Source organism: Roseibium sp. 10G30-5, assembly GCF_055809635.1.
On the sequence record NZ_CM147918.1, the window covers coordinates 1,183,469 to 1,207,506 of the forward strand.

24 protein-coding genes and 7 pseudogenes are annotated in these 24,038 nt (G+C 55.7%); 21 read left to right on the forward strand and 10 right to left on the reverse strand.

Features of this window, described 5'->3' with window-relative positions:
• Positions 1 to 56: 56 nt before the first annotated feature.
• From AC0L7U_RS06025 to AC0L7U_RS06035, 3 genes and pseudogenes are all read right to left on the reverse strand, one after another.
• Complete coding sequence (locus tag AC0L7U_RS06025; protein WP_473694587.1) at positions 57 to 521, reverse strand: EamA family transporter; 465 nt, start codon at positions 519 to 521, stop codon at positions 57 to 59.
• A 60-nt stretch (positions 522 to 581) separates the two neighbouring features.
• The gene (locus AC0L7U_RS06030; protein WP_473695933.1) at positions 582 to 794 is read right to left on the reverse strand and encodes a hypothetical protein; all 213 of its coding nucleotides are present in this window, start codon (positions 792 to 794) and stop codon (positions 582 to 584) included.
• A 58-nt stretch (positions 795 to 852) separates the two neighbouring features.
• Positions 853 to 897, reverse strand: a pseudogene (locus AC0L7U_RS06035) (hypothetical protein); the annotation flags it as partial.
• Positions 898 to 1,427: 530 nt separating this feature from the next.
• Here AC0L7U_RS06035 and AC0L7U_RS06040 point away from each other — a divergent pair.
• The gene (locus tag AC0L7U_RS06040; protein WP_473695683.1) at positions 1,428 to 2,357 is read left to right on the forward strand and encodes a DUF1402 family protein; all 930 of its coding nucleotides are present in this window, start codon (positions 1,428 to 1,430) and stop codon (positions 2,355 to 2,357) included.
• A 62-nt stretch (positions 2,358 to 2,419) separates the two neighbouring features.
• Here the strand turns inward: AC0L7U_RS06040 and AC0L7U_RS06045 are convergent.
• Positions 2,420 to 3,099, reverse strand: a pseudogene (locus AC0L7U_RS06045) (MBL fold metallo-hydrolase).
• Positions 3,100 to 3,275: 176 nt separating this feature from the next.
• On the opposite strand from AC0L7U_RS06045, the gene AC0L7U_RS06050 reads away from it, so the two are divergent.
• The 6 genes and pseudogenes from AC0L7U_RS06050 to AC0L7U_RS06075 all read left to right on the forward strand — a co-directional run bounded on the left by AC0L7U_RS06050 (position 3,276) and on the right by AC0L7U_RS06075 (position 7,807).
• Positions 3,276 to 4,022, forward strand: coding sequence for a DUF1176 domain-containing protein (locus AC0L7U_RS06050; RefSeq protein ID WP_473694589.1), 747 nt, complete (start codon positions 3,276 to 3,278; stop codon positions 4,020 to 4,022).
• Positions 3,904 to 4,425, forward strand: a complete 522-nt coding sequence (locus AC0L7U_RS06055; protein ID WP_473695685.1) for a DUF1176 domain-containing protein — start codon at positions 3,904 to 3,906, stop codon at positions 4,423 to 4,425. Before AC0L7U_RS06050 ends, AC0L7U_RS06055 begins: the two co-directional genes overlap by 119 nt.
• Positions 4,426 to 4,649: 224 nt before the next feature.
• Positions 4,650 to 5,402 carry a cold-shock protein gene (locus AC0L7U_RS06060; protein ID WP_473694591.1) on the forward strand — a complete coding sequence of 251 codons (753 nt, stop codon included), beginning with the start codon at positions 4,650 to 4,652 and terminating at the stop codon, positions 5,400 to 5,402.
• Positions 5,403 to 5,683: 281 nt separating this feature from the next.
• Positions 5,684 to 6,187 (forward strand): GNAT family N-acetyltransferase, encoded by a 504-nt coding sequence (locus tag AC0L7U_RS06065; protein ID WP_473694592.1) that lies wholly within the window; start codon positions 5,684 to 5,686, stop codon positions 6,185 to 6,187.
• 11 nt (positions 6,188 to 6,198) lie between these two features.
• Positions 6,199 to 7,047 (forward strand): annotated as a pseudogene (locus AC0L7U_RS06070) (23S rRNA (adenine(2030)-N(6))-methyltransferase RlmJ).
• 235 nt (positions 7,048 to 7,282) lie between these two features.
• Positions 7,283 to 7,807 (forward strand): glutathione S-transferase family protein, encoded by a 525-nt coding sequence (locus tag AC0L7U_RS06075; RefSeq protein WP_473694594.1) that lies wholly within the window; start codon positions 7,283 to 7,285, stop codon positions 7,805 to 7,807.
• Between the two features lie 189 nt (positions 7,808 to 7,996).
• Here the strand turns inward: AC0L7U_RS06075 and AC0L7U_RS06080 are convergent, their stop codons facing one another.
• Positions 7,997 to 8,344, reverse strand: a complete 348-nt coding sequence (locus AC0L7U_RS06080) for an outer membrane protein (RefSeq protein WP_473694596.1) — start codon at positions 8,342 to 8,344, stop codon at positions 7,997 to 7,999.
• Positions 8,298 to 8,666 carry a hypothetical protein gene (locus AC0L7U_RS06085; protein WP_473694598.1) on the reverse strand — a complete coding sequence of 123 codons (369 nt, stop codon included), beginning with the start codon at positions 8,664 to 8,666 and terminating at the stop codon, positions 8,298 to 8,300. The genes AC0L7U_RS06080 and AC0L7U_RS06085 overlap by 47 nt, the downstream gene beginning before the upstream one ends.
• Positions 8,667 to 8,998: 332 nt before the next feature.
• On the opposite strand from AC0L7U_RS06085, the gene AC0L7U_RS06090 reads away from it, so the two are divergent.
• The 14 genes and pseudogenes from AC0L7U_RS06090 to AC0L7U_RS06155 all read left to right on the forward strand — a co-directional run bounded on the left by AC0L7U_RS06090 (position 8,999) and on the right by AC0L7U_RS06155 (position 21,102).
• Positions 8,999 to 9,691 carry a sodium:calcium antiporter gene (locus AC0L7U_RS06090; RefSeq protein WP_473694600.1) on the forward strand — a complete coding sequence of 231 codons (693 nt, stop codon included), beginning with the start codon at positions 8,999 to 9,001 and terminating at the stop codon, positions 9,689 to 9,691.
• A 23-nt stretch (positions 9,692 to 9,714) separates the two neighbouring features.
• Positions 9,715 to 10,020: a sodium:calcium antiporter gene (locus AC0L7U_RS06095; RefSeq protein ID WP_473694602.1), complete on the forward strand. Its 306-nt coding sequence runs from the start codon at positions 9,715 to 9,717 to the stop codon at positions 10,018 to 10,020.
• 48 nt (positions 10,021 to 10,068) lie between these two features.
• The gene (locus AC0L7U_RS06100; protein WP_473694604.1) at positions 10,069 to 10,848 is read left to right on the forward strand and encodes an SDR family oxidoreductase; all 780 of its coding nucleotides are present in this window, start codon (positions 10,069 to 10,071) and stop codon (positions 10,846 to 10,848) included.
• A gap of 83 nt (positions 10,849 to 10,931) precedes the next feature.
• Positions 10,932 to 12,919 (forward strand): annotated as a pseudogene (uvrC, locus tag AC0L7U_RS06105) (excinuclease ABC subunit UvrC).
• Positions 12,920 to 13,027: 108 nt separating this feature from the next.
• Complete coding sequence (locus tag AC0L7U_RS06110; RefSeq protein WP_473694606.1) at positions 13,028 to 14,155, forward strand: endonuclease/exonuclease/phosphatase family protein; 1,128 nt, start codon at positions 13,028 to 13,030, stop codon at positions 14,153 to 14,155.
• Positions 14,156 to 14,346: 191 nt separating this feature from the next.
• Positions 14,347 to 14,928, forward strand: a complete 582-nt coding sequence (locus AC0L7U_RS06115; protein WP_473694608.1) for a thymidine kinase — start codon at positions 14,347 to 14,349, stop codon at positions 14,926 to 14,928.
• A gap of 123 nt (positions 14,929 to 15,051) precedes the next feature.
• Complete coding sequence (locus AC0L7U_RS06120; RefSeq protein WP_473694610.1) at positions 15,052 to 15,336, forward strand: HlyU family transcriptional regulator; 285 nt, start codon at positions 15,052 to 15,054, stop codon at positions 15,334 to 15,336.
• Between the two features lie 188 nt (positions 15,337 to 15,524).
• Positions 15,525 to 16,096 (forward strand): annotated as a pseudogene (gene pgsA, locus AC0L7U_RS06125) (CDP-diacylglycerol--glycerol-3-phosphate 3-phosphatidyltransferase).
• A 40-nt stretch (positions 16,097 to 16,136) separates the two neighbouring features.
• Positions 16,137 to 16,388 carry a molybdopterin converting factor subunit 1 gene (gene moaD, locus AC0L7U_RS06130; RefSeq protein ID WP_473694612.1) on the forward strand — a complete coding sequence of 84 codons (252 nt, stop codon included), beginning with the start codon at positions 16,137 to 16,139 and terminating at the stop codon, positions 16,386 to 16,388.
• Between the two features lie 2 nt (positions 16,389 to 16,390).
• Positions 16,391 to 16,909, forward strand: a complete 519-nt coding sequence (locus AC0L7U_RS06135) for a molybdenum cofactor biosynthesis protein MoaE (protein ID WP_473694613.1) — start codon at positions 16,391 to 16,393, stop codon at positions 16,907 to 16,909.
• 71 nt (positions 16,910 to 16,980) lie between these two features.
• Positions 16,981 to 18,225 (forward strand): multidrug effflux MFS transporter, encoded by a 1,245-nt coding sequence (locus AC0L7U_RS06140; RefSeq protein ID WP_473694615.1) that lies wholly within the window; start codon positions 16,981 to 16,983, stop codon positions 18,223 to 18,225.
• Positions 18,226 to 18,570: 345 nt separating this feature from the next.
• Complete coding sequence (locus tag AC0L7U_RS06145) at positions 18,571 to 18,954, forward strand: MarR family winged helix-turn-helix transcriptional regulator (RefSeq protein ID WP_473694616.1); 384 nt, start codon at positions 18,571 to 18,573, stop codon at positions 18,952 to 18,954.
• Between the two features lie 11 nt (positions 18,955 to 18,965).
• Positions 18,966 to 19,656: pseudogene (locus AC0L7U_RS06150) on the forward strand (response regulator).
• A gap of 51 nt (positions 19,657 to 19,707) precedes the next feature.
• A complete protein-coding gene (locus AC0L7U_RS06155) occupies positions 19,708 to 21,102 on the forward strand; it encodes an ATP-binding protein (protein WP_473694617.1) in 1,395 nt (464 codons plus the stop codon).
• 15 nt (positions 21,103 to 21,117) lie between these two features.
• Here the strand turns inward: AC0L7U_RS06155 and AC0L7U_RS06160 are convergent, their stop codons facing one another.
• The 4 genes and pseudogenes from AC0L7U_RS06160 to AC0L7U_RS06175 all read right to left on the reverse strand — a co-directional run bounded on the left by AC0L7U_RS06160 (position 21,118) and on the right by AC0L7U_RS06175 (position 23,794).
• Positions 21,118 to 21,429: a tRNA-binding protein gene (locus AC0L7U_RS06160; RefSeq protein ID WP_473694619.1), complete on the reverse strand. Its 312-nt coding sequence runs from the start codon at positions 21,427 to 21,429 to the stop codon at positions 21,118 to 21,120.
• Between the two features lie 166 nt (positions 21,430 to 21,595).
• Positions 21,596 to 22,321 carry a TetR/AcrR family transcriptional regulator gene (locus AC0L7U_RS06165; RefSeq protein ID WP_473694621.1) on the reverse strand — a complete coding sequence of 242 codons (726 nt, stop codon included), beginning with the start codon at positions 22,319 to 22,321 and terminating at the stop codon, positions 21,596 to 21,598.
• A 152-nt stretch (positions 22,322 to 22,473) separates the two neighbouring features.
• Positions 22,474 to 23,295 carry a pyrroline-5-carboxylate reductase gene (gene proC / locus AC0L7U_RS06170; RefSeq protein ID WP_473694622.1) on the reverse strand — a complete coding sequence of 274 codons (822 nt, stop codon included), beginning with the start codon at positions 23,293 to 23,295 and terminating at the stop codon, positions 22,474 to 22,476.
• Positions 23,292 to 23,794, reverse strand: a pseudogene (locus AC0L7U_RS06175) (type III secretion system chaperone family protein). Before AC0L7U_RS06175 ends, proC begins: the two are co-directional and overlap by 4 nt.
• Positions 23,795 to 24,038 lie beyond the last annotated feature (244 nt).

Consider the following 24,038-nt stretch of genomic DNA (forward strand, 5'->3'; position numbering starts at 1 on the left):
ACACTTGCCCGTCTCACTGCGGCTGCGATGCCACTGTACATACGATCCCGCTGAGATCAAACGCCCGCGCGGCGCCGAGCCGCACGGTCCCCGCGCAAGGGGACGATCTGGACCGCCAAAATGGCCGTCATGATCAATCCGCAACCGACAAGACCAAGCACACCCGGCCGCTCTCCCAGAAGCACGATCCCGAACAGACTGCCAAAAAGCGCCTCCGCCGACAGCAGAACAGCCGCTTCACCCGCGCGGGTGTGGGGTTGAGCGATGGCCTGAAGCGAGAACGCAAGCCCGCCAGAAACGAACCCGGTATAAAGCAGTTCAGGCGCTCCTTGCAGGATCGCTGCCCAATTCAGGTCTTCCGTCGCAACCGCCAACCCAAGAGCGATCACGGCAACAACGGAAAACTGCACCAGCGACAAGGTCAAAGGACGAGCCGAGACACGCGCCATATGGCCAAGCAGCACGACCTGAAGCGCCCAGAAAACCGAGCAGACGATTGTCAGAATGTCGCCCTTGCTCAAGGCTGCGAAATCACCGCCACCCAGAAGCCAGGTGCCGCCAAGTGCCAGAAGACACGCTGGTCAGGTAATCACGTGAGGCACTTCACGATATAAGAGCAGCGCAAGAACCGGCACCAAAACGACATAAAGTGCTGTCAAGAAAGCTGCATTGGTAACGGTCGTCGTCAGCAGACCCACCTGTTGCAACCCCATCCCCAGAAAGAACACGACACCGACCCAGATGAAGCCGCGCACCTGACGTGGCCGCAAGGGCATGACGCCCGGGGCCCGCATTTCCCGCCAAGGCAAAAGGCGCGACGGCAAGAGAGGCAAGAACGAACCGCAGGCCGGTAAACGTCATCGGCCCCATGTGAGACATTGCGGTCGATTGCGCCACAAAGGCAGACCCCCACAGGGCCGCCGCAAGCAGCAGACACAGATTAGCCGAAATGCGGGTCAAAACGCCTCACGCTCTTCAAGGTTTTGCAGACGCAAATATCCGAAGATTCAAAGCGCCCACCACAGAAAACCGGACTTATAGCGCTGGTCCTGGAAACGCAACCGGCACCTACGGAAACAAAACCCACCGTAGCGGCAGGTCAAGACAGACCGCCTCTTCAAAACCTCGGGAAGACCGCCTGTTTTCCGACCGCCCCCACTTGCAACTGAGACACTGGAATGTTTTGTAAAAGCACGCTGGTCTTCTGCCTCATAAATGACAGAAAGCCGGTAGAGCGTCCGGTCGGCAAGATGCGATTCTGCCCAAGCTTGGCGGGCATCATTGCCCCCTGCCCTGACATCACTGACAATAGTTCGCCTGGAGGACAAGGCGTGGACGGACGCTTGAAACGATTTGGTTCCCTTTTCATCACGGCTGTATCTGCCGGAGGGCTTTTCAGCGTCTCCGCAGGCTTTTTAACGGCCGCAGTGACCGTGACGACGCTGACCCAGGTCGGCATTACGTCGGCACAGGCTGCTTCCATGCGGATGGACCCTCCGGGAAATCGCATGTCATCGCAACCAACCATTCCATATTCGTCAAAGCGGCGCACACAAGCGGCTCACAAGACGTATAATGAGAAATTCAAGAAGATTGTTGACGTTCTCGATGACGACCGCGGCCTGATGCGCTCTATCAAAACAGCAGCCGGACGCTACAATATCGACCCGATCCATATGATAGGGGCCATTGTGGGCGAGCATACCTACAATTACAGCACCCTCGATGATGCCCAATCTTACTATATGAAAGCGCTGACCTATTCCGGGCTCAACATCGAGTTCGAATATGACGGCGTTCATGTGTTGGATTTTGTCAAGAAGACGCAATTCGACAGCTGCCGCGCACCCTCTGTTGTGAACAACAGCGAACGCCGCTGGACGTGCTATGAACGCATCTGGAACACGCGTTTTCGTGGTCACCGTGTTGATGGCGAACGCTATCCCAACACCAATTTCAACGAAACGTTTTTTCAGCCACTGTTTTCCGGCCAGAGTTTCGGCCTCGGTCAGCTCAGCCCACTGACCATTCTCAAGATGAGCGACATGGTCCACCGGGTCAGTGGCTATCCAAAGCTGGATGCAAACGACGCTTCATCCGTGTATCGCGCCACGATGGACCCCAACAAGTCGCTGGATTACATGGCCGCGATCATTCGCGATTCCATCAATGCGTATAAAAGTGTCGCCCACGTCGATATTTCCAAGAACCTGGGCATCACCGCCACGCTTTATAATCTTGGCAATCCGTGGGAGCGGGCCGCCGCCTTTCGCCGCAGTGGCCACCGCTGGCCACGCGAGAATTATTACGGCTGGCTGATCAATGACCGTTTGGCAGATCTGGAGAAAATTCTCTGACAGACCGCTGCCCCTGCGAAACACGCTGCGCCACGATCTAACGGCGCAGTGCTCTGTTTCGCTCAATCCTGCAAGAAAGGATTGGTCAGTCGCTCTTGTCCGATTGTCGATGACGGACCGTGCCCCGGCAGAAACGTGACATCATCTCCCATGGGCAGCATCTTGTCACGAATAGAGCGCAACAAGGTTGCATGGTCGCCACCGGGCAAATCTGTGCGACCAACCGACCCCGCAAAGAGCACGTCACCCGAAATCGCCAGACGCAAATCCTTGTCGAAAAACACCACATGCCCCGGCGCATGACCCGGACAATGCAACACCTCAAAGGTCCGCCCCGCCATCTCCAGCGTGTCACCGTCTTCAAGCCAACGATCCGGCACAAAGGACCGGACCTCTTCCACGCCGAATTGACGCGCCTGATCAGCAACACGTGCAAGCAATGGCTCGTCGGCCAGATGCGGCCCGACGATCTTTACGCCCAGGTCTTGCGCAAGCACGGCAGCGCCGCCGACATGGTCGATATGCGCATGGGTGATAACGATCTGATCAATGGTCAGACCAAGCTGCGCAATTGCCTGGCGCAGGACCGGCACATCTCCCCTGGATCGACAACAACTCCGTGTTTCGTTTCCTTGTCCCAGATCAGCGAACAGTTCTGCTGAAAAGGCGTGACGGGAATCACTGCAATTTCAATCGGAAGCGCGTGCGAGCCACGGGCGCCGGGGTGGGTATCATCTGCCAAGAAAGCCTCCTGATCGCCATTTAAGCCCTGAAACAGGGAATTGATGGGTAAAGCTGTCCCGATCGCACCGTTGGCGTCGATCTTTGCTTCACCTTCTGCAAGTGTTTTCGTACAAGAAGATTGAATTGCATGATAGTTTGCCTTGCGCTTTTTCTCATTTAGGGTTCAAGAACACGATGCTCCGCTGGGTCGCCGGTTTTCTCACCATCCTTCTGATTGGGGTTTCCGCTGCCAATGCACAAGCGGGACGCACGGCCCCTTCCTGGCGGGAATGGACGGCGGACTGCAACAACTCAGGCATGTGCTTCGCCTCGACCTTCGTGCGCGAACAATCGACATGGCTCGACATCCGCATCTTGCGCAATTGGCAAGCAGACTCCATGCCGCTGCTGCGCATCACGGCAAATGCCTCATTCGACCCGAAAGGCACGATCACATTCCTGATAGACGGCAAGCAGGTGGATGCCCTCAAGATTCCGGAACTGCTTGACGCTCAGAAGAACATCCCGTCGCCCGCTGGCTTCCGCCCTCTCGGCGGCGGTGGCTTCTGGTATCCGACCGGCACGGCCACCCGCACCTTCATGGACGCCCTCCTGCAGGGGCGCAATCTGACCGTCATCCTGCCTGTTCTCGACAAGCCGAAAACAAAAGCCGATGCCGATGACACATCGGACAAGACCACAGACAAGATACCGGTCAAAGACAATGAAATCCGGATTGATGTGTCTCTGCTTGGCATGACCTCGGCTCTAACCTTGGCTGGACAAGCGGCAGCAACGGGACGGGACGGCTTCGGCCCTGATCCTGAAGGGCGACGCACCGGCAAGCGACGCCCCACACGCCTACCCGATCCAGAATTTCAAGACTTTGCCCGAGCCGGTTTCCAAGATATGGGCAGACAACCGTTTCTGCACGGACATTGACCCGACAGTTTTGCCAAGCCTTGACGCGGTGGCCGCCCCTCTCAAAGACAAGAAGCAACTTTACCTGCTGCCTTGCGGTGCCCCAACACCTTATAATACTGCCTATATTGCAGTTCTTCTGACTGGAGACAGCCACGCCCAGCAAGTGATGGTCGCACGCATGTCCAAGGTGGGACCGGTCGCAACCGATCTGATTTACAACGCCAAGTGGAACACATTGACGCATGAGCTCGACGGCGTTTTCCTTGGCGCAGGTAGCACAGACTGCGGCATCTGGGATCGCTGGACCTGGATCGGCAACAACTTTGCGTTGCTGGAAGAGGCGACGCAGAAAAGCTGCGATGCTAAAAACAGTAAAATTGACGATTGGCCAACCACATGGCCAGTCACAGAAAAGAAATAATAGTATTACCACTCATGTTTCACTTGCAGTCGTCGTTCTGCCAGTCTTATGATGCTTGCGCGGCGGACAGGATCGGGGGCGCAGGTCGCCAATTCCATATCCCGAAAGTGGCAAGAAGTGGTGAGAACCACAATCAGCGAGTGCATGTCTTTCTTTATATGGAAGACAGCAAATTGTGTTACGTGCCGATTGAGAGACAGGCACACAATTAAGGTGACTATGTAATGCACGATGGCGATTCGGACCGGCGTTCGCGTGGACGGCGCGGTGGCAAACGCGATTTTGGCGGTCCGCAAGACTTCGGCAATCCTTACGAAGGCGATTTCGGCGGCGGTGATCGCGGTTATTTTTCAGACAACGGTCCAAGTGATCGTGACCAGGGCTACGGCGGGCGTCGTGACTTTGGCGGCGGCGGAGACCGTCAGGACAGTGGCGGATACCGTGGCGGCGGTCGCCGCGAAGGTGGTTACGGCGGTACTGGAAACCGTGAAGGCGGCTATGGCAATCGCAGCGCTGGCGGCAACCGCGAAGGTGGCGGTTACGGCGGTGGCAACCGTGACGGCGGAGGCTACGGCGGCGGAAATCGCGAAGGCGGTTACGGCAATCGTGGTGCAGGCGGCTACGGCGGCGGCAACCGTGAAGGCGGCGGCTACGGCGGCGGTGGGAATCGCGATGGCGGTGAAGGTGGCTTTCGGCCACAACGCCCTGCAGCTCCGATGGAACGTGGCCCGCGTCAGTCTGGCACAGTGAAGTTCTTCAAGTCCGACAAGGGCTTCGGGTTCATCACTCCGGACAACGGCGATGCGGATGTTTTCGTTCACATCTCCGCAGTTGAGCGTTCCGGCTTGACCACCGTGGACAGCGGCCAGCGGATTTCGTTCGAAACCGAACCGGACCGTCGTGGCAAAGGCCCCAAGGCTGTTGATCTGGTGCTGGAAGAAGCCGGAGCCGAAGGCTCCGCCGACGATCAGGCCTGAGACAGGCTCTCTTGAAAAATTCAGATGGCCTGAACATCGGGCCATCTGCTTGTTCTGGCTTTTAAACAGCAGAACGGCGCAAGCCGTCTGCTGTTTTTCGTTGTGGCGAGCCAAACGCGCTTTTCCTCTTTTTCTGACGTACCTGCTGCGGTACACGGAAGCACTAGACTTATGACAAACCGCTTTTAAAAATATAGCACTCGCTTTTTTGCCGCAGACCTATCCAGTTCGACAGACATGCGTCTCTTTTCAACGCCTGCTGCCAAAAAACTGAAGAGACCATGACAGACACACTGACCCTCCGCTCCGTTCAGCCAAAAGACCTCCCTGTTCTTCTGGACATCAACAACGCCGCCGTTCCGGCCGTTAACAATCTCACCTTGGAAGAGCTGGAAAATCAGATCGAAAATGGCTTGTGCTGTCTCGTCGCGGCTGACGAAAGTGGGCCGCAAGGCTTTATCCTCTGCTTCGCAGAAGGCGCCGACTACAGTAGCCGAAATTATGCTTGGCTAATGGAAACGCTGGACCGCTTTGTTTATACTGACCGCATTTGCGTATCGTCCCGGGCACGAGGCGAAGGCATTGGTGCCAAGCTATATGAAGCCGTTTTCGACCATGAGGCTTGCCAGAACCGCCCATTGACCTGTGAGGTCAACACACGACCGGCCAACCCCGGAAGCTTGCGCTTTCACAAGCGACTTGGCTTTAAAGAAATCGGCGAATTAGATCACGGCGACAAGGCCGTCGTCTTTCTCAAGAAGGATGCGCTAGCGCGCGCAGGATAAACACCTCCACCATGAATTACAGACATGCCTATCACGCTGGCAACCTTGGCGATGTGCTCAAGCACACAGTGCTTGCCCGGCTCATCACCTACCTTCAGCGCAAGGACAAGCCCTTTCGCATCCTGGATACCCATGCAGGGATTGGCTATTACGATGTCAGCTCCGAGGAAATGCAGAAGACCGGCGAGTGGCAAAACGGCATCGCCAAAGTTCTTGCGGCCCCCAGGTCAGCGCACATCGAAGAGCTGCTCAAGCCCTGGCTGGACGTGGTGCATGCGGAAAATCCAGACGGCGATCTGAGACGCTATCCAGGGTCACCCTTGCTGGCGCGACGCATGTTGCGTGACATGGATCGCCTGACGCTGACCGAATTGCATCCGCAGGACTTCAAAACGCTCGAAGCACGCTTCGGCGGCGATTATCATGTCAAGACGATCCATCTCGATGGCTGGCTGGCCCTTGGCGGATTCGTGCCGCCGAAAGAAAAACGTGGTCTCGCACTGATCGATCCAGCCTTTGAAGTCACCGACGAGTTTCAACAGATGGCACAGGCCATCAGCAAGGCCTAGCGCAAGTGGTCAACGGGAACCTATGCGGTCTGGTATCCGCTAAAGGACATTCTCGGGCTGTTCCACTTTCATAATACGCTGCGCGAAGCTGGCATCCGTGACGTCCTGACACTTGAATTGACCGCAGGCCGCAGCGGCCCTGATACGGCTATGCTCGGCTCCGGCATGACCATCATCAATCCGCCTTTTACATTGGCGACGGAGATGCAGGACCTGCTGCCCTGGATGTGCACCACTCTCAGCCAAGGCGATGGCGCAAGCTGGCGCGTGGACCAGTTAATTCCCGAGTAAGTCATTCATGCAGTGAGGGAATTTTTGAACGCCCGCCTGCTATTCATGTCAGCGCGGTATATTCATTTGAGGCCTTTGGCCTTGCCAGTTCTGCCACAGTGTGATCAGCTATAAGGCTTACAAAAGCTTTTTCACAAGGATTTTTCATGCTTGTCTTGTACTCGTCACCAGCCTCCCCTTCGGCCGCAAGGCCAAGATCGCGGCAGACGTTCTCGGGCTGAAAAGCCGACTTGTTGTGGAGACAAGCAACACAAATGACCCGGACGACCCGATCCGCCAGACCAATCCGCTTGGCAAGATCCCGGCACTTGTGTTGGAAGACGGAACGGCGCTTTACGACAGCCGTGTCATTGTCGAATACCTTGATCACCGCGCCGGTGGTGGCAAGATCCTGCCCATTGGGGAAGCCCGGTTTCCCGTCCTGCGGTTGCAGGCACTGGCGGATGGCATCACCGATGCCGCCATTCTTCAGGTCTATGAGAAGCGCATGCGTCCCGAAGAAAAACAGTCGGAAGACTGGATGTCCTATCAGAATGACAAGATCGAACGTGCCCTCACCTCTCTTGAACGCGCCTGTCCGTCTCCGGTGACACGTCACCATGATGCTGATGCCGGCACCATTGCGCTGGCCTGTGCCCTCGGCTACCTTGATCTGCGTTTTGAAGGTGCTTGGCGCACCCGTTATCCCAACCTCGTGTCCTGGCTTGCAACCTTCGAGGACAATATCGAGAGCTTCCGCAACACCAAGATGCCCACCTGATACAGGCGCTTCTGCGATAATGTGATCTCAGGCACTGACAGGCAGCGGACCCTATTGAAGGAGCCGCTGCTTTTTTTTATCTCGATCCGCGCCTCAATCCGGCAGCCTTGCCTTGCCCCGGACGCAATGAAACCCGGGCAGTTTCCTGCGCCGGGTTTCTCACTCAAGCAAAGCTCGAAGTCGATTGGCTTAGAACTTGTAGTTCACGCCAACACGAACTGCGTCGCTGTCCATGTCGGACTTGACGTTTGAGCCGCTGACGTTGAAGTCCTCGGAACCGAAGTCCTGGTGAACATACTCGATCTTGGCGGTCAGGTGATCCGTGATAGCGCTTTCGATACCACCACCTGCAGTCCAGCCCACAGCAGTCGTGCTGTCGCTGTCGCCGTTCAGCTTGACCTTCTGGTCGGCAATGGCGACACCGCCCGTACCAAAGAGCAGGAAGCGATCCCATGTATAGCCAAGACGGCCACGCAGGCTCGAGTTCCAGTCAGAAGACGTCTGAACGGTACCGAGACCGTTGGTACCCGAGATCATCGCGGTCGCTGACCTGAAAGTCAGCTTCTGCACCAAGAAGGATGTTCGGCATGATCATGTAATTGTAGCCAGCGCTGACACCACCCTCAATGCCATTGGCATTGGTATCGGCAGCTGCACCGTTGTCAAACTGACTCCAACCCCAACCAGCATCAGCACCGATATACGCACCAGACCAGTTGAATGCCGGCGACGGAGCCGGGGAGTTGTCATAGTACTGCGGAGCAGTCTGCGTCGGCTGTGGGAGGTCGGCAGCGAACGCCGGTGCCGTAAGACCCGTAACTGCGACAGCTGTCAAACCTGCAAATGCAAGACGCTTCATTGTTTATACTCCAGGTTACCCTTGTTTATATGAAGTGCGGACAGCGTTTCTTGCATGTCCCCAACCTCACCCACTTTTCAATATGGGCGGTCTTTATGGTTTTTCATCAGGGTAAATTAGGCGATTTAGTGAAGATTTGAGGCGTCATTCTGACATGGTGAAAGACTGGTTAACGTCCGCATCACCAAAGGTTTTTTTTAGATTTTCAAGGGAACCTTTTCGTGTTTGGCTCATGTGCTTATAAGCGACTGACAACACTCGCAGTCCACTCTGCGCTTTCCTATATGTAGGGTCAAGAGACCCAAATTCCTCGAACGCGGATCCTTTTTTCCATGCTGATCGATATTCTGAGCCTCATCGGTGGCCTTGTCGCACTTGTTTTGGCGGGCGACGTTCTGGTTCGCGGGGCGGTTGGCATTGCTGGACGCCTCGGGATACCCCGCATTGTCATCGGGTTGACGGTCGTAGCCTTCGGAACCTCTGCGCCGGAACTGGTCATTTCTCTGCAAGCTGCGCTCGACAACGCTGGCGGCATTTCAGTTGGCAACGTTGTGGGATCCAACATTGCCAACGTGCTATTGGTGCTCGGCGTGCCCGCGATGATCGCCGCCACCCCTTGCGGTCAGAAAGGTGCGACACACACCTCGGTCTTCATGGTCGCCGTCACACTTGCCTTTATTGTCCTGTGCTACGTCGTGCAACCACTGAACATCATTGCCGGACTGATCCTGCTCGCCCTTTTGGCGCTGTTTCTCTATGATTCAGTTCGCACCACGCGCAATCATCGCAAGGAACGCAAGTGCTTCGTCCCAACGCCATGCGATGTTTCGGCAGAGGATGAGGAAGACGCGACGGCAGGCGACGAAATGGATGAGGTTGACGGTGTTCCAGAGCGGATCTGGGTCGCGGCGCTCTACCTGATCATCGGTCTCATTGCTTTGCCAATTGCCGCACATTTCACCATCATGGGCGCCACAGGCATGGCGCGTGCCTGCAGGGTGTCAGCGATTCCGTCATTGCCCTGACAGTCGTGGCCCTTGGCACATCCTTGCCTGAACTGGCCACCAGCGTCATGGCCGCCCTGCGACAGCAAGGCTCTGTTGCCATCGGCAATGTCATCGGCTCCAACGTGTTCAACCTTTTGGCCATCATGGGCATTACCACCGTAGTGACACCAGTACATGTGCCCGCGTCGATCATGAACTTTGACGTCTGGGTCATGCTGGCTTGCGCCTTGCTGCTTATGGTTCTGGCCGCACGTCGCATCTGCCTCGGCAAAGGCTTCGGCATTCTGATGACGCTTGCGTATTTCGGCTACATTGCCCTTGTTTATCTGACGAGCGCCCCTAGCTGACGTGTCACACACTGCGCAACCTGTTCGTGACACAAAGGCGATCATTTCATGTCGACAGCCACTCTTCTTGCGTTGATCACCGGCGCGTCCAGCCGCATCGGGCAAGCAATCGCTCGCGACCTTGCTGCCCATGGCTGGTCACTGGCGCTTCATGCCAATAAGAATTCGAAAAAAGTGACCCGGCTGATTGAGGATCTCGAAGAACAGGCCACACAAACAACCGCCCGTTTTTTGCCTTTCACTGCGGATCTGACAGATCCCAATGCGCTTCTGGGGCTGATGCCAAAGGTGATCGAACAGGCAGGTGTGCCCAACGTGTTGATCAACAACGCCTCGATCTTCGAAGATGATGCCATCGGCGCGTTGGAGATCGACCGTTTCGATGCGCATTTCAACATCCACGCCCGCGCGCCGCTTTTTCTCAGCGATGCCTTTACCGCCTGCCAACTGGATGATGGCAGCAGCAGCCTGATCGTCAACCTGATTGATCAGCGCGTCTGGAAGCCAACGCCTTGCGCGCTGTCCTACTCCATGTCGAAACACGCTCTCTGGTCGGCAACGCAAATGCTCGCTCAAGCTCTGGCGCCTCGCATCCGTGTCAATGGAATTGGCCCCGGGCCCAGCTTCAAAAATCCACGCCAATCGGATGCAGAGTTCGAACGGCAGCAAAAATCAGTACCGCTCCAGATAGGCCCTCGACCCGAGGATTTTGGCCGCACTGTGCGCTATCTGTGGGACATGCCCATCATAACCGGTCAGATGATTGCTCTGGACGGCGGCCAGCATCTGGCCTGGCAGACGCCGGATGTTGTTGGCGTGGGAGAATAAATTTCTCCACATACACGACAGCACTCAGTCGCTCCTGACAGAGGATGTCGTTTGCGATTGGACCGGTTGCAAGATAGAAACAAATGATGAACGAAGACTCAGAACACTCTGCCCCCTCCACTCCGGATAACGCTGACGATAGTCCCTCTGCCCCTATCGCAAAGGGGGTCGATGTGATTGCCGATCAGGTCAAGCGCCTGCCGCTTGGCCCTGGCTGTTTACCGCATGCTGGATGAAGATGGCACTGTTCTTTATGTCGGCAAGGCCCGCAGTCTGAAAAAGCGGGTCAGCAATTACACCCGGTTGCAAGGTCAATCGAACCGTATCATGCGGATGATCATGTCAACGGCGGCCATGGAATTCGTTCTGACCCGGACGGAAGCCGAAGCCCTGCTGCTGGAAGCCAATCTGATCAAACGTCTGCGGCCACGCTTCAACGTGTTGCTGCGCGACGACAAGTCTTTTCCCTACATTCTCTTGAGTGGTGATCATGCGTCGCCGGCCATCGTCAAGCACCGGGGAGCGCGTAAGCGCAAAGGCGATTATTTTGGTCCCTTCGCCTCAGCCGGTGCAGTGGATCGCACCATCAATGCCATGCAGAAGGCCTTTTTGATCCGCACCTGCTCCGACAGCTATTATGAAAACCGCTCGCGTCCCTGCTTGCTGTTTCAAATCAAGCGCTGCTCCGGCCCCTGCACCGGCGAGATAGACGAAACAGACTACAAGGGACTTGTGGCAGAAGCGAAATCCTTCCTGTCTGGTCGCAGCCAGATGATCAAAACCGATCTGGCAAAGCAGATGGAAGCCGCGTCGCAAGACCTCGATTTCGAGCGAGCAGCCATTTATCGCGACAGACTGTCAGCGCTGTCACACATCCAGTCACATCAGGGCATCAATCCGCAATCGGTCGAAGAAGCCGATGTGTTTGCGATCCATCAGGAAGGCGGTCAAACCTGCGTTCAGGTGTTCTTTTTCCGCACCGGCCAGAACTGGGGCAACCGGGCCTATTTCCCCAAGGCGGACAAGCATATGGAAGAGAACGAGGTTCTGGAAAGTTTCCTCGCCCAGTTCTACGACGACAAGCCGGCTCCTCGTTTGGTGCTGCTGTCACACAAGCTGGAAGAGCAGGACTTGCTGTCACTGGCGCTGAGTGAACGCAGCGAACGCAAGGTCGACATTCAGGTTCCCCAACGCGGTGAGAAGAAAGACCTTGTCGATCATGCCATCACCAATGCGCGCGAAGCTCTTGGGCGCCGTCTGGCGGAAACATCAAGTCAGACACGACTTTTGAAAGGCATGGCCGAAGCCTTTGATCTGCCGTTCGCCCCGCGCCGCGTCGAGGTTTATGATAACTCGCACATTATGGGCACCAACGCCGTTGGCGGCATGATCGTTGCTGGGCCGGAAGGCTTCAACAAGAACCAGTATCGCAAGTTCAACATCAAATCTGAGGATCTCGTCCCCGGCGATGATTATGGCATGATGCGCGAGGTCCTGACCCGGCGTTTTGCCCGATTACTGAAAGAACACAAGCGCGAGGCGGTCCCCGATGTCACGACATCTGACGAGACCCCGGACAGCCCGCCGCAGGATCCGGACACAGGAACGCCCATCGACATGCCAGCCTTGGCCTGATCTGTTGCTGATCGATGGAGGGCTTGGGCAACTGAGCGTCGCCCGCGAAACCCTGAAAGACCTCGGGATTACCGACGTGCCGCTAATCGGCATTGCCAAGGGCCCGGACCGCGACGCCGGACGCGAGCAGTTTTTCATTCCGGGTCGCGCCGCCTTCATGCTGCCGGACCGGGATCCCGTGCTCTACTTTGTTCAGCGCCTGCGCGACGAGGCCCACCGCTTTGCCATTGGCTCTCACCGTGCCCGCCGTGCCAAAGAGATCACCAAGAACCCGTTGGATGACATTGCCGGAATTGGCCCGACCCGCAAGCGCGCCCTGCTGCGCCATTTTGGCTCCGCAAAGGCCGTGTCCAAAGCCGGTGTTGATGACCTGCGCAAGGTGCAAGGAATTTCAGAGGCCACAGCCAAGCTGGTTTACGACCATTTCCATGAGTGACCCGCTGTAACAGGCCCAGAAAATCCAGATCTAACCATGGTTTAAGTTTCTTTTGCGGGACGCTCAGTCTAGGGTGCGCCAGCCTTTTGCGAGTTCAAGACCAATACCATGCGTAAAACTGACCCCCAGCTTCCCCCGACCAAAACGCCGAGCACCGTACCTTTGACCGGCAAGCAGATGGCAATGCTTGTCATAGCCCTTGCAGGTCTTCTGGTGACGGTTGTCACCTCATTGCTGGGGTTGTCAGCCTTTACTTTCCCGCAGGTCTGGGTTTTCGACAATATGAGTTTTTTCCTGCGCCAACTCCTCGGCGCAGGTCTGATCGGTCTTGTCATTGCGGTCCCTGCCCTGCTGTGGCTCCCTCGTTTCAGAGGACTACTGCGACGCAGCGCAATTGTCGCCTTTCTCAGTTTCGCTTTTCTGATCGGCTCGCTCGTCAAGGACACGCTTGAGATCACCAACCGACCGGAAGGTCTCCAGCAAGCCTTCTCGCAGGGGCGTCAATCGATCCGTCTGGTCACGATGAACATCGCCCAACATGCCCTGACGCGGAAACGCCTGAGCGCCTTCATCAAGGCAGAAAAGCCGGATGTTGTGGTGATCGAAGAAGCCAATTGGCCTAAACAGACACGTATCGCGCAATCCACCTTCAGTGGCGCGCCCCTGTCCAACGTCCTGCCCTATACTGCCAAGGTTGCCAGCGGTCGCATCGGCGATGTTGTCATCCTGTCACGCTTTCCCATCAGCGCCTCCAGCTCAACATTTATCAGCGGTCCGAAAGACAAGTGGATCGACACTTCCCGCGAGTTCATCACGGCCAGGCTCGATGTCAACGGCACGCCCTTGCAGATTTTTGCCATTCACCCGGACACACCACGCGATGAACCCCGTTGGCAGGGACGGCAGAATTATTTCTTCCAGCTCAACAACGCCATTGCGCGGTCGCGGGAAACCGCGGCCTTGCCGACGATCGTGGTTGGTGACTGGAACATGTCGCCTTGGTCAACCCACTTCAAGGAGCTCTTGAAAGCACAGGGTCTCTACACCGCCTTTGCCGATGGCATCCCGCAGACAACGCGGTTTTTCGTTGACTACAAGCTGCACTGGCTGCTCGGCGCAATCGTCGACAATATCGTCGCCTCGCCAGACATAAACTTTACGCAGCTCAGGATCGGCCCCGATGTCGGATCAGATCATGTGCCTGTTGTTGCAGATATCAGTCTGCCCGCCAAATAAGCGGTCCCTCACAGCCGCAAGCAAGACACTGACGTTAGCGCTGATGACGCAGGGACATGCGACATTGAACAAATCACAATCCCCATGTTCCATGCCGTCGCGCGGTTGAGATGCCGGGAAAAAGCGGATCATCTGAGGGCAACTGAGACAGCGATTCGTCGCAAGACACCAAAAGTAAGAAAACCAGAGCAATGGCGAAGCTCTATTTCAATTATTCGGCGATGAACGCGGGAAAATCGACCGTTCTCCTCCAGGCTGATTACAACTACAAGGAGCGCGGCATGAATACGCTGCTCCTGATCGCCGAATTTGATGACCGCGCCGGAAAAGGTCGCATCGCATCACGCATCGGACTGGATGCAGAAGCCGACACTTTCACAAATGACCTCGACCTGTATGCTCACATCACCACCAGGCTGAAAATGCAGCCACTACACGCTGTTCTCGTTGATGAGGCTCAGTTTCTAACCGAAACACAGGTTTGGCAGCTTGCACGCATTACAGATGAGCTGAAAATTCCGATCATGTGCTTTGGCCTGCGCACAGATTTTCAGGCAAAACTGTTCCCCGGCAGCGCCGCTCTTCTGGCCATTGCAGACAACATCAAGGAGATCAAGACGATCTGTTGGTGTGGGCGCAAGGCCACCATGGTGGCCCGTCTCGATCAAGACGGCCGTTTTGCCGAAGAGGGCGAGCAGATTGTGATCGGTGGCGACGAAACCTATGTATCCCTCTGCAGGTCTCATTGGTCCAAACGACAGTTGTCCGTGTAACGAAACACCGGGTGAAAGCCGAATAATTGCGGCTGAACGTGTCTGCTCCCTTGCTGCGGAGAGCAAACTCGCGGTAAATGCCTGCAGTCATGGATTGGTTCAAGCGTTAAACGAGGTGACAGAATGCTCGGAAAACTGTTCAAGGGTTTCATGGGATCGAAAACCCCAAGTGAGCCGGAAGCCGCGCCTTCGGTCAGCTACAAAGACTTTGAGATCATTGCAGAGCCGCGGCAGATCAACAGCCAGTGGCAAGTGGCCGGACGCATCGTCCTCACGGAGGGCGACACTGTCAAAGAGCACACGCTCATCCGCGCCGACACGATGGCCTCCCGCGATGAAGCCATTGAACACACCGTACGCAAGGCCAAGCTGGTCATTGACCAGCAGGGCAAGACGATTTTTAATTAAGCATCCGGTCCTTCAGACTGGCCCCACTCTATTTGCATGCTTTTCGCTGTCGGCCCCTGCAAAACCTGTTGGCAATCACCAAATAGCCATCAGAATGCCCGACAGAGTTTTCCTGCTCCGTGGTCACAAGTCCAGATCACGAATTCAGGACAGCATCTGACAGAACCGCTCGAACTGCAGACAGTCGCATGAAAAAAAACGTCGCCTTCAATCTGCCCAATATTCTGACCTACATCCGGATCCTTGCGGTTCCGGCTATGGCTGGGACTTTTTATTTTGATGGAAATGCGGCCCGCTGGACGGCTCTGGCAATCTTTGCCTTTGCAGCAATTACCGACTTCTTTGATGGCTATCTGGCACGGGCGTGGCAGCAACAGTCATCCCTTGGACGGATGCTCGATCCGATCGCCGATAAGTTGCTCGTTTCCGTTTCACTGCTGATGTTGAGTGCTGACGGTACCATTGGTGCATGGTCGCTGGTGGCTGCGATCATCATCCTGTGCCGCGAGATCCTTGTCTCTGGCCTGCGTGAATATCTTGCAGAATTGCAGGTCAGCGTCCCGGTCACCAAACTTGCCAAATGGAAGACAACCGTTCAGCTTGTCTCTATCGGGTTGTTGCTGGCGGGACCCGCCGGAGAAGCGCTTCTGCTCGAACCATTCTGGCAGGCCTGATCGCTTTGTGGTTGGCCGCCCTGCTGACACTCTATACCGGATATGACTATTTCCGCGCAGGCATCGGCCATCTGATCAAGGAGTGACGCATGGTCGAGACAACCGCCAAAACGGCCACACGTCCTCTTGAGCTCATCTATTTTGCCTGTAGTCCGCGAAACCATTGGCATTGAGCAGGAAACTCGTCAGGTGCCGCAAACCCTTGAAACGGTCACGGATTTAGTAACCTGGCTGAAACAGCAAGGCCCGCAGTACGATACCGCGTTTGCCGATGAGGAAGCCATTCGGGTGGCGATTGATCAAGAGCACGTTGATCATGACACGCGACTTTCTGACCACACTGAAATTGCCTTTTTTCCGCCCATGACGGGGGGCTAATCATGGCCGCCAATGCTGCCTCCATAACCGTTTGCGTGCAGGCCGAAGACTTTGACATCGCCGCTGAGACGCGAAAACTGGGCGCACAAAGCCCGGATATTGGTGCAATCACCTCGTTTGTTGGCCTGTGCCGGGACGAAGGCGGAACGCTCGATTATCTGGAGCTTGAGCATTATCCCGGCATGGCTGAAAAACAACTCCACGAGATCAGCGCTCAAGCGCTTGCTCGCTGGCCGCTCATGGGTCTGACAGTCATTCATCGCGTCGGAAAGATTGCTCCAGGTGATCAGATCGTCCTTGTGCTTTGTGCCGCCAAGCATCGAGGCGATGCCTTCAATGCGACAGAATTCATGATGGACTTTCTCAAATCCAGAGCGCCCTTCTGGAAGAAAGAGCATCTGCGCTCGGGCAAAAAAACTGGATCAATTCCAGTTCGGAGGATGAAAAATCCTTGTCCCGCTGGCAAAATGAAAATAAGTAGAAACTATTACTGTAAAAGATGGTCTGAACGATTCACCTGACGATGCCTTGCGTCCGGGTGCTTGTTCGCTTGTTTGCCTCACCTCATCGCCAAGCAATTTCAGGATGTCTCATGTCCGCGGTCCCGCCCACTGCTTCCAACTCACGACCGAGAGTTGTCGGCCTCCCCTTCGTTGAGTTCATCATCATCATTGCTGCTCTGATGGCCTTGAATGCGCTGGCCATCGACGTGATGCTCCCTGCGTTGCCGAATATCGGAGCGGATCTGCACATCGCGAATGAAAATGATCGCCAACAAATTCTCATCGCCTATCTGATCGGATTTGGGGCCACTCAGCTCATTTACGGTCCGGTTTCGGATGCGCTTGGACGGAAGAAAGTCTTGCTTTTCGGCCTTGGCCTTTATGTCATCGCCAGCATCTTCTCGCTCATTTCGACGTCCCTTGACCAACTGTTACTGGCGCGTCTTGTACAAGGTATCGGCTGCGCCGCTCCGCGTGTCATTGCCATTTCCATCGTACGGGACTGTTTCAGCGGTCGCAAAATGGGTGGCGTCATGTCGTTGGTCATGATGGTTTTCATGGCTGTGCCGATCATCGCCCCGTCGATTGGTCAGCTCATCATGCTGTTTTCAAGTTGGCACTGGATCTTTGCTATGCTGCTGACAGGCGGCGCCGGTATGTTCATCTGGTGCTTGGTACGCCTGCCGGAAACACTGCCGAAAGAAGACCGCGTAGCACCTCGCATCGGATCTCTTCTGGGGGCTTACAAAACCACGCTGACAACACGCGAGAGCATCGGCTACATTCTGGCGATGACCTTCATGCTGTCCAGCATGTTTTCCATGATTACCATGGCACAGCAGATCTTTGTTGAAATCTATGGTCTTGGAAAACTGTTTCCGCTGGCCTTTGCCGGGATCGGCGCCTGCATGTCAATCGCCTCATTCACGAACTCTCGTCTGGTGGAAACCGTCGGCATGCGCCGCATAGCACACAGCGCCGCCATCGTGTTTATTGGCGCAGGTGCTGTCATGCTCCTCCTGTCACTGCAAGGACGAATTCCCTTCGTGCTTTTCTATGTCATCATGACAGTTCTAACCGCCGCCTCCGGCTTGATTGTCGCGAACTACAATGCAATGGCGATGGAGCCTCTGGGCAAGATTGCCGGCACAGGGTCCTCAGTGCTCGGTATGATCTCAACCTTGGGAGGGGCGTTGCTGGGAGCCTTCGCCGGACACAATTTCGATGGCACCACCATGCCGCTTGCAGCCGCCTACACAGGCTACGGACTCATCTCGCTATGTTGTGTTCTAGTTGCGGAACGCGGCCGTCTGTTTCAGCCGCAATATGATTAAGGTGTTCGAAAGCCCCATATCACAGTAAAGTTTCCGTGAAAATTTTAGCGTATTGAGAGGTCCATCAGGACCAACTTGTTCAAAATCTTCGCGGAAACGTCAATTTATTGCGCCGATGACTCCAAATCGGCGCCTATCCCTTTCATAATCGTGAATTATGACGAAGGGCGAAAACCCGGATCAGGCCAAGGGTGATGCAGTGCAGGGTTCCGACACGAACGAGCAGCCAACGCAATACGAACTGATTGAACTTTTCTTTTTGCGTATCGCGATTTTACGGCCGACCCGGACCATGAACTGGAGCAATATGACTTTGGTCGGGCACACCATCGCGTCCTGCATTTCGTGGATCGCAACCCCGGCATCATGGTCACGGATCTTCTGGGCATCCTGCAAATCACCAAGCAAAGCCTCGGACGTGTCCTCAAGCAGTTGGTTGACGAAGGCTTCATCGAGCAAAGCCCCGGTTCGATAGACCGACGCCAGCGGCTACTGTATACCTCTGACAAGGGGCACCAATTGGCCAAAGCCATGGTCTCCTTGCAGTCCGACCGCTTCAATCGTGCACTCGAAGGGCAGTCGGAGGAAAATATCGAGCTTCTGAAGACGATCCTTTTTCAGATCATCGATGAAGACAAGCGTCATGATGTGGCCCGCTTGGTTGGCAAAACCAACCCGGCGATGCCGGTTTTAAAACCGGGGAGACCCACTACGAGATCGGGTATGTAACGGTGAGCACAATGCGTCTGGATGATAACGCCCGCCATCTTCTGCTGGTGGATGACGACAATCGCATCCGGGAGCTTCTGTCGCGCGTTCTAATCGAAAACGGCTATCGGGTCACGGCAGCAGACAACGCGCAAGAGGCCCGGCGCTATCTCAAAGGCCTGAGTTTCGACCTTTTGATTCTAGACATCATGATGCCTGTACGAAACAGGCCTTGAACTCGCGACCTCCCTGCGCGAACGCTCCGATATTCCTATCCTGATGCTCACAGCACGCTCAGAGGCCTCTGACCGCATTGCCGGTCTGGAAGCGGGTGCCGACGATTATCTCATCAAGCCATTTGAACCGCGTGAAATGCTGCTTCGCGTTTCCGCTATTTTGCGTCGCGGTGCGCCTCGGGATACCAGCGGCCCACGCGAAATTCAGTTTGGCCCCTTCGTTTATTCCCCCAGTCGGGGCGAATTGAAGAAGGAAGGCAGTCCGGTGCGTCTAACCGACCGAGAAAAACAGATCCTGTCTATTTTCGCCGAGCAGCCCGGAGCCACCGTTCCACGCCACCGCATTGTCGGCGACGACAGTGGACTGGGGGAACGCACCGTCGACGTGCAAATCAACCGCTTGCGCCGCAAGATCGAAGTGGATCCGGGCAACCCGATTTACCTGCAAACCGTTCGCGGCATCGGCTACCGGCTCGCCTGCGATTGACGCCGCTCTGCTCTCTTTTGCATTTTCTGTCCCCTTAGGCGACCGCAACGCATGATCACATTTCAGCAGATCCTCAAGAACACCAGAATTCTGCTGGTCCTGCGCCCGCTTCTGCTGATCTATGCGCGCATTGCCCGCGTGCTGTATCGGATCATGCCCAAAGGTCTCTACACGCGCGTCATTCTGATCATCATCCTGCCCATGGTGATCCTTCAGTCCGTGCTCGTTCTGGTGTTCATGGATCGCCATTATGAACTGGTGTCGCGGCGGATGTCCGAGGCCATTGTCCGCGAGATCGCCGCTCTCGCTTTTGTGGCTGAAAATTATCCTCTTGATAAATCGCAAGACAAGCTCAACACGTTGGCAGGTCCGATCATGGAAATGTCAGTGTCGCTGCTGCCCTTGCAGCCTCTACCCCCGCCTGTGCCGAAGCCCTATTTCGACATCATTGATCAAGGCCTCAGCACCGCGATCCAGGAGAAGATCGGCAAGCCATTCTGGATCGACACAGTCGGTAGCTCCAGATATGTCGAAGTGCGCATCAAGCTGAAAGATCATGTCCTGCGTGTTGTCGCCAGACGGTCTCAGACCTATGCATCGAACTCACATATCTTCCTCGTCTGGATGTTCTCGACGTCGCTGTTCCTGATTGTCGTTTCGATCATTTTCCTGCGCAACCAGATCCGCCCGATTGTTCGCCTGTCCAGCGCGGCTGAGGCCTTTGGCAAGGGTCGCCCGGCAGAGAACTTCCGAGCCCAGGGCGCGCGCGAAGTCAGACAAGCTTCGCAGGCCTTCATTGAGATGCGACGACGTATTGAACGACAGATCGAACAGCGTACCACCATGCTGGCAGGCGTCAGTCATGATCTGCGCACCATCCTGACCCGCTTTCAATTGCAGCTCGCTCTTTTGGTCAAGACCCCGGAAAGCAAGGCGATGCAAAAGGATGTCGACGAGATGAAACACATGCTTGAAGACTATCTGGCCTTTGCCCGTGGGGACGTGGACGAAGAGGTCACGGAAACCGACATGGTGTTGTTGTTCGAGGAGATTGAAGAAGAGGCTGAAATTTCCGGCATCGACATTCGTGCCTATTTTGATTGCGAAGATCTGGTGAAGACCCGGCGCCTGTCGATGAAACGGTGCCTATCGAACCTGGTGACCAACGCCAGCAAGCACGGCACCAAAGTGCGTGTCGAGGGACTGATCGCAAACGGCTGGATGACGATTGTCGTGGATGACGATGGCCCCGGCATTCCCGCAGACAAGCGTGAAACAGCATTTCGAGCGTTTCAGCGTCTGGATACCGCACGCAATCTGGATCAACCGGGAAGCGGATTGGGTCTGGCGATCGCACGCGACATTGCGCGCGGCCACGGTGGAGACATTTTTCTGGAAGACAGCCCGATGGGCGGTCTGCGCGCCCGAATTCGCATTCCCGTCTGAGAGAGGATTTAAGCGCTAGAACAGACGCCCGCCAATCGGCACATCCTTGTCGGGAACCACCAGAACCACTTCACCATCCTCGTCAGGAACACCCAAGGTCAGAACTTCCGACATCATCGGCCCGATCTGGCGCGGCGGAAAATTGACAACAGCCATCACCCGGCGGCCAACCAGCTCTTCCGCTGAGTAATGTTTCGTGATCTGCGCAGAGCTTTTCTTGAGGCCGATCTCCGGGCCAAAATTAACCACCAGCTTGTAGGCCGGTTTACGTGCCTCGGCGAAGACAGCCGCCTGCTCGACAAGGCCAACACGAATGTCGACCTTCATAAAATCCCCAAAATCGATTTGCGTCGTCACAAGACACCTCGGCTATTTCTGACTATACGTCAGAGTGCATAACCTCTGGCGGCAAGGCAAGACAGAAGATCGGACGATCCGTTCCGCCAGCTGAAAAGGGTAGTGACTGCGAACACCCGACCTGAGACGAGCAGCGTCACAGCGCAGGTCCCTCGGTGGCGGCGGGCGTTTCTGCAGCAAATGGTGCATCTGCGCCGGGTCCTGAGCCACCGGGCGATCTATGAGATCGCTTTGAGCGCGCAAAACGCCCCAGACTGTCCAGACGATCGCAAACACGGCTCGCAAGTCCTTCAGCCCGGTCAAGCCGCTTCATCCAGGCCTCACCTTGCTCGATCTCGCGATCCAGCCGAGCCATAGTCCGTGGCATCCCCTCATCAGTCTCATGGATCCAGACACCAAGAACCCGCGCAAATGAAACAGCCAGGCCTTGCAGGATAATTTGTGTTCGCGGACCGGAAGCCTCAATGTCGGAGGCCACCAGCATCCAGCGCTGTGACCGCTTCGACAGGCAGTTCAACTCCAGCGCAAACCCAGGGTCACGACGCGCTGTCTGCATCAACGCCGCAATCGATTTCTTGTAAGGTGACAGCGCATCCAACCGGCTCATCAGCACGTCAAAGAGCCGCTCACGTGCTGGCTGATCCGCCATGGACGCGTCCTTCTCTGCCAGAACCTGCTGATCGATGCTTTCATAGAAACCAGCCAAAATAGCCATCTTCGAAGGGAAAACCTCCCGCAGCTCAGGTAGGGTCACATCAGCAGCTTCCGTCAGAGACGACAGCCGCACATGATGAAAAGAGGTTTCCTCAAGCTGAGACATGAACGCTGCAATAATCGAATTGCGCTTCTTCTGCGACACCATGGATTGTTCTCCCGAGTATGCGGATTTCTCTGGACTCTACATGGGGACCGGACAAGCGCCCGGCAAGCCGCCCTGTCGGAGCGACAAAAATAAAAAACCCCGCAATCAGGACTGATCGCGGGGTTCGAAAAACAGCGATGATACCCGGACACTCAATCCTTGGCCAACTCCTGAGAGCGCTCGACGGCGGCCCGCACGGCCTTTTCGACCAGCGGCTGCATCGCGTCCGGCGCCATCAGCACCTGAAGGGCGGCATAAGTCGTGCCATTGGGCGACGTCACATTTTCACGCAATGTCGACGGATCATCACCACTCTGGTGCATTAACTCTCCGGCACCGGTGACTGTAGCCTTCGCCAGTTCAAGTGCCATGTCTTTCGGCAACCCCATAGCTTCGCCAGCCTTGGCCATGCACTCCGTCATCCAGAAAACATAAGCTGGACCTGAGCCACTGACACCCGTGACCATGTCGATCTGCTCTTCGGCATCCAGAAGCACCACCTTGCCGACGGCTTCCATCAACGAAGTGATCGTGTCGCGCTGTTCTGCGGTGACATGCTCATTGGGACAAACGGCGGTGATGCCGCGGCCAACGGTTGCAGGTGTGTTCGGCATGATTCGGGCAATGGCGATGTCGCCAAAAGCCTTTTGAAAGGTTGCCATCGGCGTACCGGCGGCCACCGACATGACCACACAATCCGGCTTGATGTGCTTTACCAGCCCGGGCAGAACCTTCGCCATCATCTGCGGCTTCACTGCCAGCAGAACCAGAGCAGGCTCACAGTCGCCGGGAACCTGTGTCACGTGGCGCACACCCTTTTCCGCCAGCAGAGAGGTCATCTCTTCCGAAGGCGAGGGGTCACACACAACGAGCGAAGCCGGATCGATACCGTCCTTGATCCATCCAGCCAACATCGCACCCCCCATCTTGCCGGCACCGACAAGAAGAAAGGGACGTTCCTTATTGAAAATCATGCTTCTCCAGCTGTTTCGAACAGGGCCGTATCAATGGCATCAGCAGCGCTCTTGCCGGCCCAGACAACAAATTGGAACGACTGATAGTATCGTTCACAATTCTCAAGAGCGTTGTTCAGCATGGCTTCGATCTGCGCGGGATTGGCCTCAGCCCCACCTGCAAGGCTGAGAGACTGCCGAAACATCACGATCCCTTCCTTGCTCCAGATATCGAAATGTCCCATCCAGAGCTGCTCATTGGCGAGCGCCAGAAGGTGAACGATCTCTGTCTTGCGTGGTGCAGGAACTTTCAGATCAAAGGCACATGCCAAGTGAATAGCTTCCACTTCCATCATCCATGAGAAGGAAACGTGGTAGTCGCACCATAGGCTCCACTCAAAGAGATGGTAATTTCATCGTCACCAGAACGCTCGAACAGCCAGTCGTTCAAGGCGGCAACAGTTTCAATGGTATCAAGGGGGTTATCAGGTCGCTCGAATTCGAACTCTATAAGGCTCATATGCCTCTCCCTCTCTGTCGCCGGAGACCTCGTGAGGAAGAACGAGGTTTGTCGGCTGAAGGCCACGCCCCACAGTCTGTCTTCCCTTACAGAAACAACCAGACTTCAGGAAACCCTGTTCTTGACAGTATACGGGCAAGTACGATGAAAACGATACAACCTTACCGATTTAATTGATCTACTTGTGGAAGATCTAAGGATAGATAAAAAATCCGCAGAAAACTGCGGGTTTAATTCAAACCTG

Bases quoted from the DNA above. Each gene is read 5' to 3' on its own strand.
- proC (WP_473694622.1), bottom strand. From the start codon at position 23,295: ATGATTTTCAATAAGGAACGTCCCTTTCTTCTTGTCGGTGCCGGCAAG.
- AC0L7U_RS06160 (WP_473694619.1), bottom strand. From the start codon at position 21,429: ATGAAGGTCGACATTCGTGTTGGCCTTGTCGAGCAGGCGGCTGTCTTC.
- AC0L7U_RS06115 (WP_473694608.1), top strand. From the start codon at position 14,347: ATGGCGAAGCTCTATTTCAATTATTCGGCGATGAACGCGGGAAAATCG.
- AC0L7U_RS06085 (WP_473694598.1), bottom strand. From the start codon at position 8,666: ATGAAGCGTCTTGCATTTGCAGGTTTGACAGCTGTCGCAGTTACGGGT.
- AC0L7U_RS06090 (WP_473694600.1), top strand. From the start codon at position 8,999: ATGCTGATCGATATTCTGAGCCTCATCGGTGGCCTTGTCGCACTTGTT.
- AC0L7U_RS06050 (WP_473694589.1), top strand. From the start codon at position 3,276: ATGCTCCGCTGGGTCGCCGGTTTTCTCACCATCCTTCTGATTGGGGTT.
- AC0L7U_RS06060 (WP_473694591.1), top strand. From the start codon at position 4,650: ATGCACGATGGCGATTCGGACCGGCGTTCGCGTGGACGGCGCGGTGGC.
- AC0L7U_RS06135 (WP_473694613.1), top strand. From the start codon at position 16,391: ATGGCCGCCAATGCTGCCTCCATAACCGTTTGCGTGCAGGCCGAAGAC.
- AC0L7U_RS06155 (WP_473694617.1), top strand. From the start codon at position 19,708: ATGATCACATTTCAGCAGATCCTCAAGAACACCAGAATTCTGCTGGTC.
- AC0L7U_RS06140 (WP_473694615.1), top strand. From the start codon at position 16,981: ATGTCCGCGGTCCCGCCCACTGCTTCCAACTCACGACCGAGAGTTGTC.
- AC0L7U_RS06110 (WP_473694606.1), top strand. From the start codon at position 13,028: ATGCGTAAAACTGACCCCCAGCTTCCCCCGACCAAAACGCCGAGCACC.
- AC0L7U_RS06120 (WP_473694610.1), top strand. From the start codon at position 15,052: ATGCTCGGAAAACTGTTCAAGGGTTTCATGGGATCGAAAACCCCAAGT.
- AC0L7U_RS06080 (WP_473694596.1), bottom strand. From the start codon at position 8,344: ATGATCTCGGGTACCAACGGTCTCGGTACCGTTCAGACGTCTTCTGAC.
- AC0L7U_RS06165 (WP_473694621.1), bottom strand. From the start codon at position 22,321: ATGGTGTCGCAGAAGAAGCGCAATTCGATTATTGCAGCGTTCATGTCT.
- AC0L7U_RS06030 (WP_473695933.1), bottom strand. From the start codon at position 794: ATGCGGGCCCCGGGCGTCATGCCCTTGCGGCCACGTCAGGTGCGCGGC.
- AC0L7U_RS06065 (WP_473694592.1), top strand. From the start codon at position 5,684: ATGACAGACACACTGACCCTCCGCTCCGTTCAGCCAAAAGACCTCCCT.
- AC0L7U_RS06100 (WP_473694604.1), top strand. From the start codon at position 10,069: ATGTCGACAGCCACTCTTCTTGCGTTGATCACCGGCGCGTCCAGCCGC.